Below are 14,882 nucleotides of genomic sequence, written 5' to 3'. Positions count from 1 at the left end.
GTCCTGAGTGCGACTACTGTTCACGCCGTAGAATCCAGCCTTAGGATCGGTTTCTCAATGGTGATACAAAGTTGATTATCACAGTTATTAAATTGGTGTAGCTACTGAGCTATCAGTGATGAACGGATATAAAATGGAAAATACATCGTCGGATGCCATTCGGACCGACCTACGTACTCGTCATCGGCTACAGTCTTCTATGCTAGGCTGGAAAAGATTTTCTCACCTCGTATGTAGAGTCGTATGAAGATTGATCCGATCAACTACGACGTGGATGAGCTCCACGAACTCTTCGATAGGGAGGGTGAAGTTGGGCAATTGGAGAGTCAGGTCAAAGAGGACGTGGTCCTCTGGCCATCGAAAGCCCAATACCCGGCACTGAGTATCGAGGATCCAACACCCGAGCAACATAAGTGGCTGTGCAAATTGCTGGAAGGGGTCAACCCGTCGATGCTAGGGTCGAAGCCGTACCTGCACGAGTTCCCGAAGGACAAAGAGGCCTCTGCGCTCACATTCGACTGGCTTCATTTCCTCTCCGAGACAGCTGGCTTTTGGGGAACGGTTGATACGCTAATACTCTACCAAACGCTGGGCTGGTTCACACCCCAGGTTGCGAAGGATCTGCACGACCACCTGTTCGGTATCGCCATGAGCAACGGCGACGGTTACAAGGCGCTTGACACGGCCGACCACCTGTTAAGTTTCGCGTACGTAGCTAAGCTCGCTGCGCTAGTATGATTGACATTTTGATTCATATCCCAAATCGAAAACAGTAGTATTATAATACCAGTATTGCTGGTCGAAGATGTATGAGCAGCGAGCGAAGCAACCAGGAGACCACAGATGAGGGAACGCCGATCCCAGTAGGAGTCAAGCTGGGAAGCACGCGCACCGTCATCGCCCTACCGCAAGGGAATACTGTACAGACCATCGATGCACTCACCTGCCTCGCGACGTACGAGGACGTACTAACCAATGAGGAGCGCGTCCTCTATGGCGAGCAGGCGTCTCTGGAATACCCCGACCGAGTGCAATACATGCTTCGGTCAGGGCTACCGGAGAATGACGACGACGTAAGGGTCGCGGAGCGCTTTTTCGATGAGCTTACTCAGACCAATGACATCCCCGCGAATAGCGTCGTCGTCTACGCCATCCCAACCATCGACAACGAACGAGGACTCGACAACCTCGCGACGGTTATTGAGAGCAGCAACATCGGCAACAAACTCATCCGGAGCTACCCGGAATCACTCTGTGGCGCTATCGCCGCCCCCGGCATCGGGGTGGATGCTATCGAGCAGGTCTTTATCGGCATCAACTTGGGCTCGACCAACCTTGAGGTGTGTGCCTACCGCCGGGGCCAGCAGTTGTCACGGGTCGCGACGGGCGCGGTCACAGGCAACAAAGTCGATCGGTACATTAGCAACAATATCGAGGAGGAGACCCAGGGACGGGTCAACGTTGACACACAGACCGCCCGCGAGTATAAGGAGACGCACGGCGACTTCGAGAACTTCGAGCCGTTCACGGACATCATCCAGCAGCCTGGCGGTGGTACCCACGAGTTCACTATCGAAACCAGCGTAATGGACGGGCTCGACGCGTACGTCGACGAAACCGTCGATAAAATCGCCGACACGTTCCTCCCCCAGTTGGCCAATGATCACATCAAAATCTACAAGCGGGCGCTCAACGAGGACATCGTCCTCACGGGCGGGATGGCGTGTATCCCGGGGCTAGTCGATGAATTCGAGACCCGCCTGAGTAAGGAGCTTCAACACGAGGTGTCAGTGACAGCACCCGACGATCCCGCGACGGCTGCCGCCCGCGGCGCCCAGCGTATCGCCGATCGATTTGTTGAAAACAACTCGTACTATACTCAATAACATAAAGTGAGCGTGTCATAGAATACGTCTCACTTACTACCCAGCGATTGTACGGTCCTCATTTCGCTTATAGTCCAGTAGTTCCATCAGTCATCTGTTTTGTCTACAATTAAGATCGTGAATAATGGCGATGTACTTGTCATCGGGAAGTTCCGATTGCAACTCGGCAATCAACTCGGACAAGATGTGGAATTGGTCGAACTCTGGACGAGCGTGATACACAACGGTTTCTCCAACGGTGGTGACGATGGCGAGCGTGTTGTTCGCGCCCACGTCGATGGCGACAGAGTGTGTCGTGTTCTCGGGGGTGAGTGTGTGAGTGAAGGCATCCAGTCGCTGTTCCTGGAATTTGTCTGGTCGTATGCGAACTGGATGCTTGACACGAAGCACGTCTGCTGTGTCGTCGTAGACGAGTTCTACCCGCGAATCGTCACCATCCCACTGTGGAGTACCACGGACTTCGAGTGTGACGCGCTCTTAATACTCGAAGTCGTATTTCTCTTCGAGGACGGTACCAACACCGAATTCGAGGGTACTCGCATCCTCGTCCCAGTCGAACGCGTACAGGTCGTTGCGGACGAGGCCGTGGAGCTCGTATCCGTCCACACGGTTTCCCCAGTATCCCGGCGGACTGGGTTTCTCGGTGACTGTCGAGTCTGCGTCGTTGTGGTACGTATCGAACAAGCGGAAGTGACTCCGCCATGCCTCGCTGTTCTTGCGGGCGACCTGTTGGCACGCTGCTTTCCCGAGGATAGGCGCGTACACATCGTACAAGTCCGTATACTCGGCATCCCAGACGTCGCCGTCCTCGGTGAAGTACTCTTGTCGGCGTCGGTAGGTGACTTGGTTCCACAAGGGGGCGTGGGCGGCCAACCACTCGAACAAACACTGCCAATACCGTTTGCTATCGGATCTGGCAGTGTACTCGTTCGTGCGTTGTGGCCGGTCGCTCACCTGTTATATTTCAACGTTTTAATTGTGAATATTAGGGTTGCAGGTAGCATAGGAGTGTGATTGTCTGCTATAGTGACGGATTCATCCCACGATTTTAGTCGTGCGCTTTCTCCTGTATCTTCTGTAAGTCGAGCAACTGCACGGTCAATATCGAGATCCATGAGCGAGACGACAGCCAATGGGGAGACAAACGATTCTCGATTCAATGTTCCCGCCTCGAATTCGTTCGCTAGTGAGAGTTCTTCCGTCTAAGGTACTCACGCGGCAGGAACACGTCTGGCGTCGTCAGACTCTCCACATACCCCACCGTGTCGTGGTCGAGCACCTTTCGCGCTAACTTTGCACGGGTCTTATTCGTCGTCATGACTTAAAAATAGGCCACACACAGTCTATCGATGATTATCAGCCGAACCGTGAATCGTGGCGATGGCTGACGCCCCGAACACCTTTCTAATCGCAGTACAACCCCTCTCTCAGGCTCAGCTATTGAGTTATGAATAGGACGAGAGCAGCAGGAAACTCGTGACAAAGAGTCCGGCGATGAGGTAGATCGCTGGCCCGACTGATCGCCAGAGTGGATCATCAACCCGGAAGAGATGTGTCAGGATGGCCCCAATCATCGTGCCGATGATTAATATTCCGCCGAGAACAGCGAGAATCTGCGCGAACGCGAGACCGACGAGCAACCCGAGACCCCCACTAACTTCGATGCCACCGGTAACGAATCGGAACCACTCTGGATAGCCGTACCGCTCGAAATCCTTTTTCGCGAGCTCGACGCCGAGTAACTTCACGCTGCCTGCACCCACCATGATGAGTCCGAGTAGTCCTTGCACGACGGGGATGGCCGTTTTAATTGTGCTCATAGATGTTCTCTACTACGTTGGGCGAGACCACGGATTCACGCGTGAATAGATTCACCTTTATAAGTCATCTGCGAGTCTGTTAAACCACTCGTCAGCCAACTCAAGTGTGGTATGCCTCGTGTACACCTCAACGTCAAAATTGGGGCAGACGACGACAATTGGCTGGCTGGTGTCTCGACCGATTTCTCGGATGCCGAGTTCAAAATCCTGGCGACCCATCCCATTGACGATGACGTGCTCGAATTGGTCAAAGTAACGACATTGGACGGGGACGCCATCGTTCGCCGGTTCAACGAGGCACCGGAAGTGCGCTGGTCCGAAGTGCTCCATTCCGACGAGGAGATAATACTGATTCAGTGCGTGTTTCCGATGCCGTCGTCGTATAAGGCGGGGCGTGCGACGGGGAACCTTCCGCAACTTCCCCTCATCATTCGAGACGGGTGGATATCAGGCGAACTAATCGGCTCACAGGAGCAGTTGTCGGAGTTCACTACCGAGTTAGCGGCGGCTGACATCCTCTATCAGATCGTGTCGGTCACGCAATCATACGATGCGAGCGGACTCCTGACCGAGCGCCAACGGGAGGTCATTACTGAAGCGGTCGAACGCGGCTATTACGACAGTCCTCGCGGCTGTACGCTCGTCGAGCTTGCAGAAACGTTCGGGGTCAATCAATCGGCGGCAAGTAGCGTTCTGCATCGGGCTGAAGGGCGGATTATCAAGGAATTCATCTCCTAGGCGGCAGAGGGAGACGAATCAAGGGAGTCGGGAGTGAAGTCAATCTCCGTTGAAGTGGTTCGTTGTTTCATACTACTCGTAGCTACTCAGACGACGCACGAGCATACGAATGCTGCCGAATACTTGGGGTGGCTTTATCAACCACCGAAACAGACCATCATGAGCGTGATGCCCGCATATGGGCCAGTCTACCGCAATCGATCTCCATTCAACGATCCCGACGCACCGGTTGAGCAGATCGTTGACCCGTTCATCGATGCAGAAACGAGCGAACGGTCGCTCCAGCTGAACGTACTCATTGAAAACGCACTCGCCGAACGTGGCGATAGCATCTTCGACAGTATTACTCGATACGGCTATTATCCGCTGTGGGGGTCGTACCTCGATACAGTTTGTCCGCAGACAGGCGCGGCAGGGCTTCTCTACGAAGCGACTGGGCAGACTGATGACCGAGGTCAGCAAGGCATCGGACAGATGATTCAGGCGACGACCGCCGGTTTCCTGGCCATATTCGACGCGATGGCCGACGGTTCCATCGCAGACGTTGACGCAGAGAAATACTGGGACATCCCACTCACGGGTGACTCTCTCGACAATCCACACGGCGTCGACATTCCCACTCGCTAACCACGTCATCTCCTCTCGTGCTCACTTTCGCATGATCTGCATTTTCAACCAGAAGAAAGCACTCCATGTACGCGAAATGGTTGTGAGAGGAGACGTTATGCCGAGTGCTGGCGTTAACCAAGTAACATCGCACAAATATTTATAATAGTATCTAATTGATGCAGTTACGATATGAGATTGACAGACTTAAGTAAAAATGTTGATGGGATATTTTCGCGACGAAAATTATTAAGAGGGGTCGCAACAAGTAGTGTTTTCAAAGGGATTATTGGACTCGGGGAAGTCCAGGAACAAACCGGCGCTTCAGACTCCAATCAGTATATTGTTGGGACTAAATCGTCTGGTAGCACGCACGCCGCGAGAAGACATGCTCACTCAGTTGATCATATTCTGCAACTTGAGTCAGACAAGCAAGCGGTAGCTGGTAGATTCTCAAGACAGGCTATCGAAGCACTTGAGCGGCGTCCTGATGTACGTTATATCGAGCGAGATGGTAAATACCGGGGGGGTGGACAGACTCTGCCCTGGGGCGTTGATCGGATTGATGCCAATAAAACCAGTAATGCTGGATTCACCGGTTCCGGCGCTCACATTGCCGTTATCGATTCGGGAATTGATAAGAATCATCCAGATCTACAAGCCCATCTCGGGACTGGGAAATCGTTTGTTCCAAATACTAATTCCTGGGATGACGATACGGGACACGGAACCCACTGTGCGGGCATTGCTGCTGCAAACGACAATTTACAGGGTATCATCGGAGCTGCGCCTGCACTAAAGCTTCACGCCGGGAAAGTTCTTAACTCGGACAACTGGGGGCGATGGTCGTGGATTGCCGCGGGTATCCAATGGGCGGCCGACCAGGGATATGATGTTGCGAATCTGAGCATTACCGGCGATGATTATTCACAAACGGTTGCGGATGCCTGCAAATACGCCCACGACAACGGTGTTCTTCTCGTAGCGTGTGCGGGAAATGACAATCACGGCCCAGTTACATATCCGGCTGCATACTCAGAAGTGATCGCGGTTAGTTCGACGACAAAAAATGATACACTTTCTGACTTCTCGAACGTAGGTTCCGAGGTTGAACTGGCTGCCCCTGGATCGGAGATATACTCGACTCTTCCCGGTGGTTATGGATACAAATCGGGTACGTCGATGGCGTGTCCACACGTTAGCGGTGTAGCTGGATTGTTGATGTCCCCAGAAGGGGGTAGCCTTTCACATACGCAAGCTCGCCACCGGCTCCGTAACACTGCCGAAGACATTGGTCTCTCGGAAGACAAACAAGGGTTCGGATTAGTCGACGCTGTAGCCGCAAAGGAGACCCCTAACATCGGTGAAGTCGATCGGGTGTCCAGTAATCAATCAAGCCCTGGAGCGTGGCATACTATCTCTTTTGAAGGCTCGTACGCCAATCCGGTCGTAATCATGACTCCGGGGTCGTACAATGGTACTCAGCCGTGTCACGTCAGAATTCGCAACGTGACTGAGAGCAGCTTCGAATATAAACTTGAAGAATGGGATTATCTGGATGGAAGCCATACAACCGAGGAAGTATCCTATCTCGTCATGGAGGCTGGTTCGCACATCCTTGAGGACGGCACGCACGTAGAAGTCCACCAAGTGAATGGAGTGAATCAGACCTTCGAGTTCGTCGACTTCCCCCAGTCGTTCAATCGGAAGCCGATCGTTCTTGGCCAGGCTCAGACGTTCAACGGACCGAACGCGATCGTTACGCGCTTGAAGAATATCGAAACAAACGGGTTTGACGTTCGTCTCCAAGAAGAAGAGACCAAGGGTTCGCATACGGGTGAGCGAGTCGGATATATCGCTATCGATCATGGCCGTGGTCGCAACGGAGCGAAGATCTACGAGGCAAAGCGTATCTCGAACTGTACTAATACATGGAAATCAACTACACTGACACGAAAATATGGAGTTAATCCGATTTTCCTAGCGAATATACAGACGTTCAACGGATCTGATACCGCTGGCGTTCGATGTCGAAATCTTGGACGGGACAGCGTTGAGATGCGTATTGAAGAAGAAAAGAGCGATGATACTGAGACGAATCACATTTCAGAGCAAGTCGGCTACTTCGCACTACGGGGACGTGGATTGATTTAAACCACACGTGTTCTCTCCCGTGTCACAGTATGTACTCGTCAATTTCGTAGATGAGTTCTTCCTGGATGAACTGATCGATGAATTTGTTGACGTCCTCGTTTGTGGCTGCTGTATCGAAGCATAACCGGATATCTGCGTACGCCAGTTCTGCACGCTGCAACACCATCACAGCGAGGATATCGATGATTCCCTCTTCGATCAATTTCTTCCGCCGGCGACGAGCAGCAGTCCAGGAGAGGCCAACTCGTTCGCCCAGTTCCGTATCCGAGATTCGACCGAGAGTGTTGAGCTCTCGGTAGATAGCGTAATCTGTCTCGCCAAGGTGTTCCTGGAGAATCTCTCGAACCTTATCGTTCTCAATCCAATCAGAAGCGCCTGAGCCAGTCCCGCTAGTGTCACTCATACCTTTTTCACGACGACCAACCAGAAAAAACCGCCGCGGGATCAAACCCCCTAGAACAATAACGTCTTGCTCCCATAATATTCCCATCACTATCGATCCTCATTCCATTTGTTCGCACCTCCTATTACTTTGGAAGAATTTGGTGGTACGTAGACCAGTTTGACGGCTTTAAAATTGCATATAATCGCTTAGGGCTGGTTTCCGGTGATAGAATCCAGCCTCAGGATTCTGAAGCTGGATCGAAATCATAAATGCAGTCTTCCACGGCTTCAGACAACCGAAAACAGGACTAAATCGAGTAATCCCGATTCCTATTACTCATCCAACCTTATACTCTTGTATTCATGTCACCATCCCAACTCGGTTTTATGGGTCGATATTGGCTCAATTCGGTAGTATCGCGGAATAGAGCGCCTCTACTCAGCCTTTGATATGGAATATTACAATCCTATAAATATAATATTGTATATTTGTGGCTTGGAAATATAATCGTTGACCCGATCATCGAATCAGGGCATCTCTTGCATTCCCAAAGTAGTTAGAACAGGAAGCCGTTGAGAAACGAAATGAGTCCAGGCCTCACTCAATGTCCTGACTGTGGATGGACCGGTAATACAAGTGATTGCGTGATCGATGAACTCGAACGAAAGTGTCCTGTCTGTCACCACGCATTTCGACGTAATCCGTGAATCGAGAAATCTATTCACTCTTTCTCTGGAATCCACCAGGTAACCATCCGGGGACTCAATTTCCCACATTCTAACTCACCCTCTGCATGCAACTCCTCGAGCCATCGATGCGCAGACGGCCGCTCAATGCCAAACATATCCGCCACCTAGCGAGCGGTCACTGCTGGTGATCGTTTTTCTCCTTTCCGCTCTCCACACGGACAATCGAGATACCCGACAGTATCGGATCTTCTTCCTTGTGTTTGAATCGAACGTTGATGACGCCCTCCTCGACTTTCACTGTGAACGATTTCATCGTCCCTCTGTCGTGGCCGAGTTCTTTGTACATGTCGTAATCGTGGAGGACCTCTTCATCCCCGATTTCGACGCTGAACTTACGTGGGCCGACTTGCTTGTTGAGCGAATCGTCGAGATACGTCTCGGCGAAGTACAGTCGAACTTCGTACTGACCGTTTTCGACCGGGAAGCGATACTGCATCTCCGTATCGTCATTGTGATCTTTCGTGTCTGCGTCCCATCGCTGACTGTGGAATATCGCTTCGGGCGTCCCGGCCGGAACCGCGGCCGTCATCGCCACCGAATCGTCGGTGGTGTTCGTGTGACTTCCACTCCAGAGTGCATTGCCGAACCGTGACGGGTTTTGTTCGCTATCGGACAACCAATCTGGCCCGCCATTCATCGCCGGAAGTCGCGACCCACCGACGTTGATCCGGTAAATCACCGGACTCCGTGACTGCGTGGTTGACGTCGACTGCGTGGTTGACGTCGACTGCGTGGTTGACGTCGACTGCGTGGTTGACGTGGTCGGTGCCGCCGTGGTCGAAGACACCGAGGTCGACGTCGCTGTCGTCGATTTTTTCGTTGTAGGACTGTTCGTCGTCGCCGAATGTTTGGTCGATTCGGCACTGGTTTGCACTACCGTGGACATCGTCGAACCTGGAGCGGCGGTCGTCTGGTTGCTACCACCAACTGCTGGGCCCAGGATACCACCCGGAACTCCGGCCACGATGACGAGTCCTGCGACGAAGAAGACGATGCCACCCCCGATCAGGACGCCGTGTGTGAAACCATCGGATGAAGAACCTGGCACGTCTCTCACACCCCGCAAGTGATCCGCTTCATTTTTGATGGTTCATCACCCTACTGAGTTAATTATATGCCGATTAAAGTGCAATCCAGGCGGAACGAATCGCGTCGCTCACTTCTTCTGTCTCATCTATCAATTGAGGCCAGCTGAGGGGGAGCGATCTCCGGTAGCCTTGGAAACGATATATCCAGAGCCACTCAATCACGGTCGCCTCTATCCGAGCATTGACCGACTTGTGGAGAAAGGGTTGATCATCAAACAAACGAACCAAGTGATAAGCACCGCGCTGCATATGCAACCGTCAGCTGGGAAGACAGGGCGATTGAAGAATACAACCAATTCCTGCACGTTATCGTCACGTCTGAGTAGTCATCACATATTCCCGACTGTCGATAGTTCCCAATATAGCAGTGTAACGAGACAATTCAGCCTGTTGGTCCGTTGTGCAAATGTAGATCTCGCCGTCTTGGAGCGCCGGCCCGTCGGCGACGAACGTCGGTTTCGCCGCGGACGTAGTTTTCCTCGACCACTTCCACGGCAGCCTCGTACTCGGCCTCGCGGTTCACGATGGGGTCGTTGGTTCGGGGGTCCGCCTGGTAGACGACGCGTCCGGTGCGATGTTGACGTGACCTACCTCGCCGTTCCCCATCTGCCCGTCGAGGAGGCCGACCTGCCGACCATGGGCTGTGAGTGATATCGTACGCGCCCCCATTCCTGCCCGGGCGCGAGTTCCTGGCTGTCGATGATGACGAGTGCCGCTCTCATGCGCTGGAGGACTCGCGGCTGTGACAAGACGGCTTCGATAAGGGTGTATCCCGGTCGATAGACACATAACCCTTGTGTGTACGTTGATCGGGTATGTGATGACCGAGTGGTTCGGCAGCGCCACTCACTGCGGGGTGGTGTGCCGGACACGATCCGAACGATTCCGCACGCGGTGGAACACGTCGCTGCGAACCTACGGTTGAATTCGTCTCGCAGCGGCTCTCCCCTGCTTGTCAGTTTTTTGTCCAAATCCGGAGGATGACTCGAGATGGACGTCCTCTCTCCCAGCTGATTTTCCTGAGAATGTTGTGCTGTTCGAGTATATGTTCAGTCGTTCGACGGATTTTGTCGATTTGCTCGCTCGGTGACGTTCTCAACTCGAAACGGGACAAGTCGGAGTATCACTCCACGGCCTCATCGACTAATTCGCTCTCACGTGTTTCATCGGATTCGGTAAGTGCCCCTTCGAGTGTATTCCGCCGTACTCGAAAGATTACATACGCTCCAACAAACGTACCTACAATCGCAGTGGCAACCGAAAACCACCGTTGTCTTCCGCCGACATTGGACGCATACCAATAAATGATAGCCATCACTAAACTTATTACAACCGTAGCTCCGAGTTCCGTTCGCTTTAGTATGAAGGCCATGAATCCCGACTTTGATATCGCAGAAGGTACTTTTGAACGTTTTCGAATGTTCTTTACAACTAATATCCCGAATCTATGAATTTCAATTATTGAATTATTAGAATTCGACTATCCGATAGATTTCATAATGATTTGATTTTATATGTATATGATAATACTATATTTGTATTTTGTTTTGAATTGTATTTTTCTCCAGAAAGGGCAATGTCTAGCCAACGAGCGAGCAGTTCTTGGAGTTGGGTATCATGTGAACTATTCCTTTTTAATCCACCAGATAACCACCCACGGACTCAATGATTCAACGTTCTAACGCACCCTGTTCATACAACTCCTCGAGCCGCTGATGCACTGGCCGCCGCTCTATTTCAACCGTATCTGCAACCCACCGAGCGGTCACTGCCGGAAACTCGGACGCACGAATCACTCGAAGAATATCCTCATCAGTGATCCGAATTACTGGTCCCCTCTCGACTATTTTGCCGCTGTCTTTTTGTAGTATTATATCATCTAAATGCTTGTATGGGCGATTTGATCGTCAAAGCGGCAGTGAAAGAACAGCTCGAAGGACAGAATGTGGCGAGTGATTTCTACGACGCGCTCGATGAGGAAGTCGCAGCAGTCCTCGACAACGCTGCTCGTCGAGCCGAAGAAAACGATCGCAAAACCGTCCAAGCGCGCGATTTGTAGCCGCTCATCGACTCACAGTAGCAGCAACCTGTTTTTTGTTCGTCGCTATACAGCACTCATTTCCCTACTGACGGACCGCTATTCCGGTCGAATCCAAATAACACGCCGTGGTTCGGGCTTCTTCTTCCGAATTTCGTCGTTCTCATGCAGTCGAGTGAGAACGTTGTAGGCCGACCGTCGGGACCATCCAAGCTCGTCCGCGATCTCGCTCGTCATGTAGGGTTCGAGCGGTTTCATGACCTCTAACACGGCCTCTTCAGTGTGCTCTTGGACATATTCCCCGCTCTCATTACGCGCCCTCTCATCGTTCTCTGTCATACCCACTCATTCATTTCCGCACGATATAAGCTTATTCTTTGTAAGGAACCGATGGTTTTATCACCTATGCCGTACAAGGAATAAGTAGGAAGAACGGTGCCCTTGGGCGTGTGTAGAAACGCACCGGGTGTTCCAGCACCCGGCACCGGTCTTCCAATAGGACCAGAAGACCATGTCAACGAAATTGCCTAGTGAACTTGAAGCTGACGAGACGGCACAGAAACGCGCACAGTGGGAACAATTTGCCTTCGATGTCGATGCCCCCGGGCTCATCAAAGTCACCAACGAGAGCCACGAGAACCCCGCAGCCCACCAGTACACCGTCTCCATCGACGACGTGACCGCCGAACTGATGGTCTGTACGTGCCCGCATCACGTCCACCGTGATGCGTTCTGCAAGCACATGGCCGCCGTCGAAAACGTGGCGGACGACGGGACGCTCGATGTGTTCCCTTCGGAAGACGAAGACGATGCCGAACCTGAAGACTGTGACTGCGACGGTCTCGACGGCTTCCCGTGCTGGCCATGCGTGCGAACGGGACGAAAAGAACTGCCGAACTAACCCGTACTCTGCTTTTTTCTCTATCACATCAACTTCTAATTTTGAATTTCATCGACCAGCGAATGCTCATGGACACCATCACGGTGGGTTTTGAGCGGTATTGAGCTCGGCAAAACTCTCAGTCTCGTAACCCCGACGCCATAGTTTCAACACGGCTCGAGTAACAAGGTGCGGTTCCTCGACCTCTATACATGACCGAATTGCCGTTTGCGAGTTTGCTTCCGGTGGTTCGTGGAAATGCTTTTCGGGAGAATGAGTATTCGGATGGCGATCGAATCGCCAGTTAACATCGGCATCATCCACGTAGTGAAATCGGTATGCACCGGATGCGTACCACGTGATATCGAATCGACACCACGTAGCGTCTCCAATTCCATCAGCAAATGTACCATGGAGTTCTTTCGGAGAGAGAACATTATCGAACACCGCGCCCTCAACGAGGGGTTCTTCCTGAAGAACAATATCTCGTATCGTCTGCATCTCAGCCGCATCAGGCGGCCCGATAGCACCAGTTAGCTCGTCAGAAGAGATTCCGGCAGTTGAATCGCCTACCATCTCTCAGACGAGTGTTCCCGAATCGGTTCCATGGGCGAACGCTCCACGAGATCCATTACTTCCCGTTGCCTCGGTACGATCACCACTATCGGGAGTGAAATCATAGAGTGCAAGTGCCGCCTGTGCAACGTGAAGGTTCTTTTCGAGTGCTCGCCATTCAGAAACGGCTGCCCACTCGTCAGTCTCTGCGGACTCTATTTGGAGTGCAAGATCATCTGGAGTCGTTGCACTATATTCGTCTTGATACGCCTGTACCTGCTCTCGGAGGTCTTGAATACCATTTGCGAGCTCTTCGCGGGAGAGCTGGGTATGCAACTCGCTAATGCGCTGCATCGCGACGGTCTGTCGTGAGCGCTTGTATTGTTCTCCGCGTCCTGTACTCACCGTCTGAGCGATACCTGCTTCGGCGAGGATTTGAAGATGTTTTCGAGCAGTTGGCTCACTTACACGGGCACGCTCGGCGAGTTCCTTGGCGTACTGTGGGTTAGTCGTTGACAGCAGTACCTCACGGACACGTTCGAATGGTGTCGTCTCCGCTTTCCATTCCTCAACGACTGCTTCGTTAACGTCTCCTTCCCATGGTGGATCTGTATCCGGCATTATACCCCTCTAAGAGCTACAGGCAAATATAGATTTTCCCAAGAACCCATATTTTCTCACCTTGTGGCCTCCAAGATACCATCTCCGTGTTTCTCGAAATCGCTCAGAAACGCGCACAGGCCGAACAATTCGCCTTCGACATCCATGCCCCCGGACTCGTCGAAGTCACCAACGAGAGCCACGAGAACCCTGCAGCCCACCAGTACACCGTCTCCATCGACGACGTGACCGAGGAACTGCTGGCCTGCACCTGCCCGCACCATGTCCACCGCAACGCCTACTGCAAACACATGGCTGCCGTCGAAAACGTGGCGGACGACGGGACGCTTGAGGCCTTCCCGTCCGAGAACGACAACGATGCCGAACTGGAAGACTGTGACTGCGCTGGTCTCGGTGACTTCCCGTGCTGGCCATGCGGGCGAATGGGACGGAAGGAACTGCCGGAGTAACTCCGCTCAAACCCTCTTTTCGAAGACTCGTTAACAAACGCTTTCGCAAATCGCTGACCAGTACACGCTCACGGTGTGCATCGACAACGTGGATGCGAAGAGTTGCGACCGTACCGCACCAGAGACACCGCTGGTCTTCCCGTCTAGGCGCACGTACGTATATATACACGACGTGGTTACTAAATTTGGCATATAGTAATAAAGGCGAAGAACGAATGGTGGATCGATTCTAACAGGGAAGCGGTATAGGCTCAGTTGTCAGATTCTACCCGAGGACGTACTCGAGGATTGGGTAGCGCTCGAGGAGTGACCGCCCACTGATCTCGTAGTTCTCAATCCAGGCATCGAGACCGAGGATCCGGCCGGCACCGAACGCCGCAACGGCCAGGAAGACGAGCATGTACGCGAAGTCTCCGTTGATAACGCCGTGAGCGATGTCCCAGTTCCCGAAGTAGAACATGAGCATCATGAGCGCGCCGAAGAACGCCGCAAGACGGACGACCGCGCCGACGAGCAGTCCAAGACCGATGAACAGCTCGCCCCACGGGACGGCGACGTTCGCGAATTCGACGAACCACGGGGTCGCGCCCATCCAGGCGAACAGGCCTGCGATCGGGTTACCGTTGGTCGCAGCGACGTTGGTAAGGTAGCCGCCAGCACTGAATGGTTCAACTGCGACGATCTTCGTAAATCCGGAGTAGGCGAACGCCCACCCCATCATGAGCCGAAGCGCGAGGACGAACCAGGCAGAGAGGCTGTGCGCACGGGTGCCGACCGTGTAGCCGCCGATGGTACTTTCGAAGGTGTTGCGAGTGTCTGGAGAGATGGTGGATGCAGTCATGGTATCGGAAGAAAAACTTCCTACTTTCTAAAACAACGACGAAGTATATAACTGTATTTAGATAGGCTGTAT

At 52.7% G+C, this 14,882-nt stretch carries 16 protein-coding genes and 1 pseudogene; 8 read left to right on the top strand and 9 right to left on the bottom strand.

The window, feature by feature from the left end; translation table 11 throughout:
* Window positions 1–243: 243 nt before the first annotated feature.
* Together ACR3FE_RS18260 and ACR3FE_RS18255 are read left to right on the top strand one after the other, a co-directional pair.
* The gene (locus tag ACR3FE_RS18260) at window positions 244–738 is read left to right on the top strand and encodes a FlaD/FlaE family flagellar protein (protein ID WP_458208851.1); all 495 of its coding nucleotides are present in this window, start codon (window positions 244–246) and stop codon (window positions 736–738) included.
* Window positions 739–809: 71 nt separating this feature from the next.
* Complete coding sequence (locus tag ACR3FE_RS18255) at window positions 810–1,886, top strand: rod shape-determining protein (RefSeq protein WP_458208850.1); 1,077 nt, start codon at window positions 810–812, stop codon at window positions 1,884–1,886.
* A gap of 132 nt (window positions 1,887–2,018) precedes the next feature.
* Here ACR3FE_RS18255 and ACR3FE_RS18250 read toward each other — a convergent pair.
* Together ACR3FE_RS18250 and ACR3FE_RS18245 are read right to left on the bottom strand one after the other, a co-directional pair.
* Window positions 2,019–2,840 (bottom strand): annotated as a pseudogene (locus tag ACR3FE_RS18250) (transposase); the annotation flags it as partial.
* A gap of 491 nt (window positions 2,841–3,331) precedes the next feature.
* Window positions 3,332–3,706 (bottom strand): DoxX family protein, encoded by a 375-nt coding sequence (locus tag ACR3FE_RS18245; protein WP_458208848.1) that lies wholly within the window; start codon window positions 3,704–3,706, stop codon window positions 3,332–3,334.
* A 111-nt stretch (window positions 3,707–3,817) separates the two neighbouring features.
* Here ACR3FE_RS18245 and ACR3FE_RS18240 point away from each other — a divergent pair, with 111 nt between their 5' ends.
* The 3 genes from ACR3FE_RS18240 to ACR3FE_RS18230 all read left to right on the top strand — a co-directional run bounded on the left by ACR3FE_RS18240 (window position 3,818) and on the right by ACR3FE_RS18230 (window position 7,204).
* Complete coding sequence (locus ACR3FE_RS18240) at window positions 3,818–4,444, top strand: helix-turn-helix domain-containing protein (RefSeq protein ID WP_458208847.1); 627 nt, start codon at window positions 3,818–3,820, stop codon at window positions 4,442–4,444.
* 168 nt (window positions 4,445–4,612) lie between these two features.
* A complete protein-coding gene (locus tag ACR3FE_RS18235; protein ID WP_458208845.1) occupies window positions 4,613–5,071 on the top strand; it encodes a hypothetical protein in 459 nt (152 codons plus the stop codon).
* 171 nt (window positions 5,072–5,242) lie between these two features.
* Entirely contained in the window at window positions 5,243–7,204 is a 1,962-nt protein-coding gene (locus tag ACR3FE_RS18230) for a S8 family serine peptidase (protein WP_458208844.1), read from the top strand.
* Between the two features lie 22 nt (window positions 7,205–7,226).
* Here ACR3FE_RS18230 and ACR3FE_RS18225 read toward each other — a convergent pair whose 3' ends face one another.
* The 3 genes from ACR3FE_RS18225 to ACR3FE_RS18215 all read right to left on the bottom strand — a co-directional run bounded on the left by ACR3FE_RS18225 (window position 7,227) and on the right by ACR3FE_RS18215 (window position 10,148).
* The gene (locus ACR3FE_RS18225) at window positions 7,227–7,607 is read right to left on the bottom strand and encodes a winged helix-turn-helix transcriptional regulator (protein ID WP_458208842.1); all 381 of its coding nucleotides are present in this window, start codon (window positions 7,605–7,607) and stop codon (window positions 7,227–7,229) included.
* Between the two features lie 846 nt (window positions 7,608–8,453).
* Window positions 8,454–9,395, bottom strand: coding sequence for a malectin domain-containing carbohydrate-binding protein (locus ACR3FE_RS18220; protein WP_458208841.1), 942 nt, complete (start codon window positions 9,393–9,395; stop codon window positions 8,454–8,456).
* A gap of 618 nt (window positions 9,396–10,013) precedes the next feature.
* The gene (locus ACR3FE_RS18215; protein WP_458208839.1) at window positions 10,014–10,148 is read right to left on the bottom strand and encodes a hypothetical protein; all 135 of its coding nucleotides are present in this window, start codon (window positions 10,146–10,148) and stop codon (window positions 10,014–10,016) included.
* 1,169 nt (window positions 10,149–11,317) lie between these two features.
* Between ACR3FE_RS18215 and ACR3FE_RS18210 the strand changes: the two genes are divergently transcribed.
* On the top strand, window positions 11,318–11,485 hold the full coding sequence (locus ACR3FE_RS18210; RefSeq protein WP_458208837.1) for a DUF1931 domain-containing protein: 168 nt from the start codon (window positions 11,318–11,320) through the stop codon (window positions 11,483–11,485).
* A 78-nt stretch (window positions 11,486–11,563) separates the two neighbouring features.
* Here ACR3FE_RS18210 and ACR3FE_RS18205 read toward each other — a convergent pair whose 3' ends face one another.
* The gene (locus ACR3FE_RS18205) at window positions 11,564–11,803 is read right to left on the bottom strand and encodes a hypothetical protein (protein ID WP_458208836.1); all 240 of its coding nucleotides are present in this window, start codon (window positions 11,801–11,803) and stop codon (window positions 11,564–11,566) included.
* Between the two features lie 172 nt (window positions 11,804–11,975).
* Here ACR3FE_RS18205 and ACR3FE_RS18200 point away from each other — a divergent pair, with 172 nt between their 5' ends.
* A complete protein-coding gene (locus ACR3FE_RS18200) occupies window positions 11,976–12,365 on the top strand; it encodes an SWIM zinc finger family protein (RefSeq protein ID WP_458208835.1) in 390 nt (129 codons plus the stop codon).
* 78 nt (window positions 12,366–12,443) lie between these two features.
* Here the strand turns inward: ACR3FE_RS18200 and ACR3FE_RS18195 are convergent, their stop codons facing one another.
* Together ACR3FE_RS18195 and ACR3FE_RS18190 are read right to left on the bottom strand one after the other, a co-directional pair.
* Window positions 12,444–12,896: a toxin-antitoxin system TumE family protein gene (locus ACR3FE_RS18195; RefSeq protein WP_458208972.1), complete on the bottom strand. Its 453-nt coding sequence runs from the start codon at window positions 12,894–12,896 to the stop codon at window positions 12,444–12,446.
* Window positions 12,897–12,923: 27 nt separating this feature from the next.
* A complete protein-coding gene (locus ACR3FE_RS18190) occupies window positions 12,924–13,520 on the bottom strand; it encodes a winged helix-turn-helix domain-containing protein (RefSeq protein ID WP_458208834.1) in 597 nt (198 codons plus the stop codon).
* Window positions 13,521–13,606: 86 nt separating this feature from the next.
* On the opposite strand from ACR3FE_RS18190, the gene ACR3FE_RS18185 reads away from it, so the two are divergent.
* Window positions 13,607–13,969: an SWIM zinc finger family protein gene (locus ACR3FE_RS18185; RefSeq protein WP_458208833.1), complete on the top strand. Its 363-nt coding sequence runs from the start codon at window positions 13,607–13,609 to the stop codon at window positions 13,967–13,969.
* 265 nt (window positions 13,970–14,234) lie between these two features.
* Here ACR3FE_RS18185 and ACR3FE_RS18180 read toward each other — a convergent pair whose 3' ends face one another.
* Window positions 14,235–14,810, bottom strand: coding sequence for a DoxX family protein (locus tag ACR3FE_RS18180; RefSeq protein WP_458208832.1), 576 nt, complete (start codon window positions 14,808–14,810; stop codon window positions 14,235–14,237).
* Between the last annotated feature and the right edge of the window lie 72 nt (window positions 14,811–14,882).

Source organism: Haladaptatus rarus, from assembly GCF_054177585.1.
Note: the sequence above shows the minus strand (reverse complement) of the source record. Positions and strands in the feature narration are given on the sequence as shown.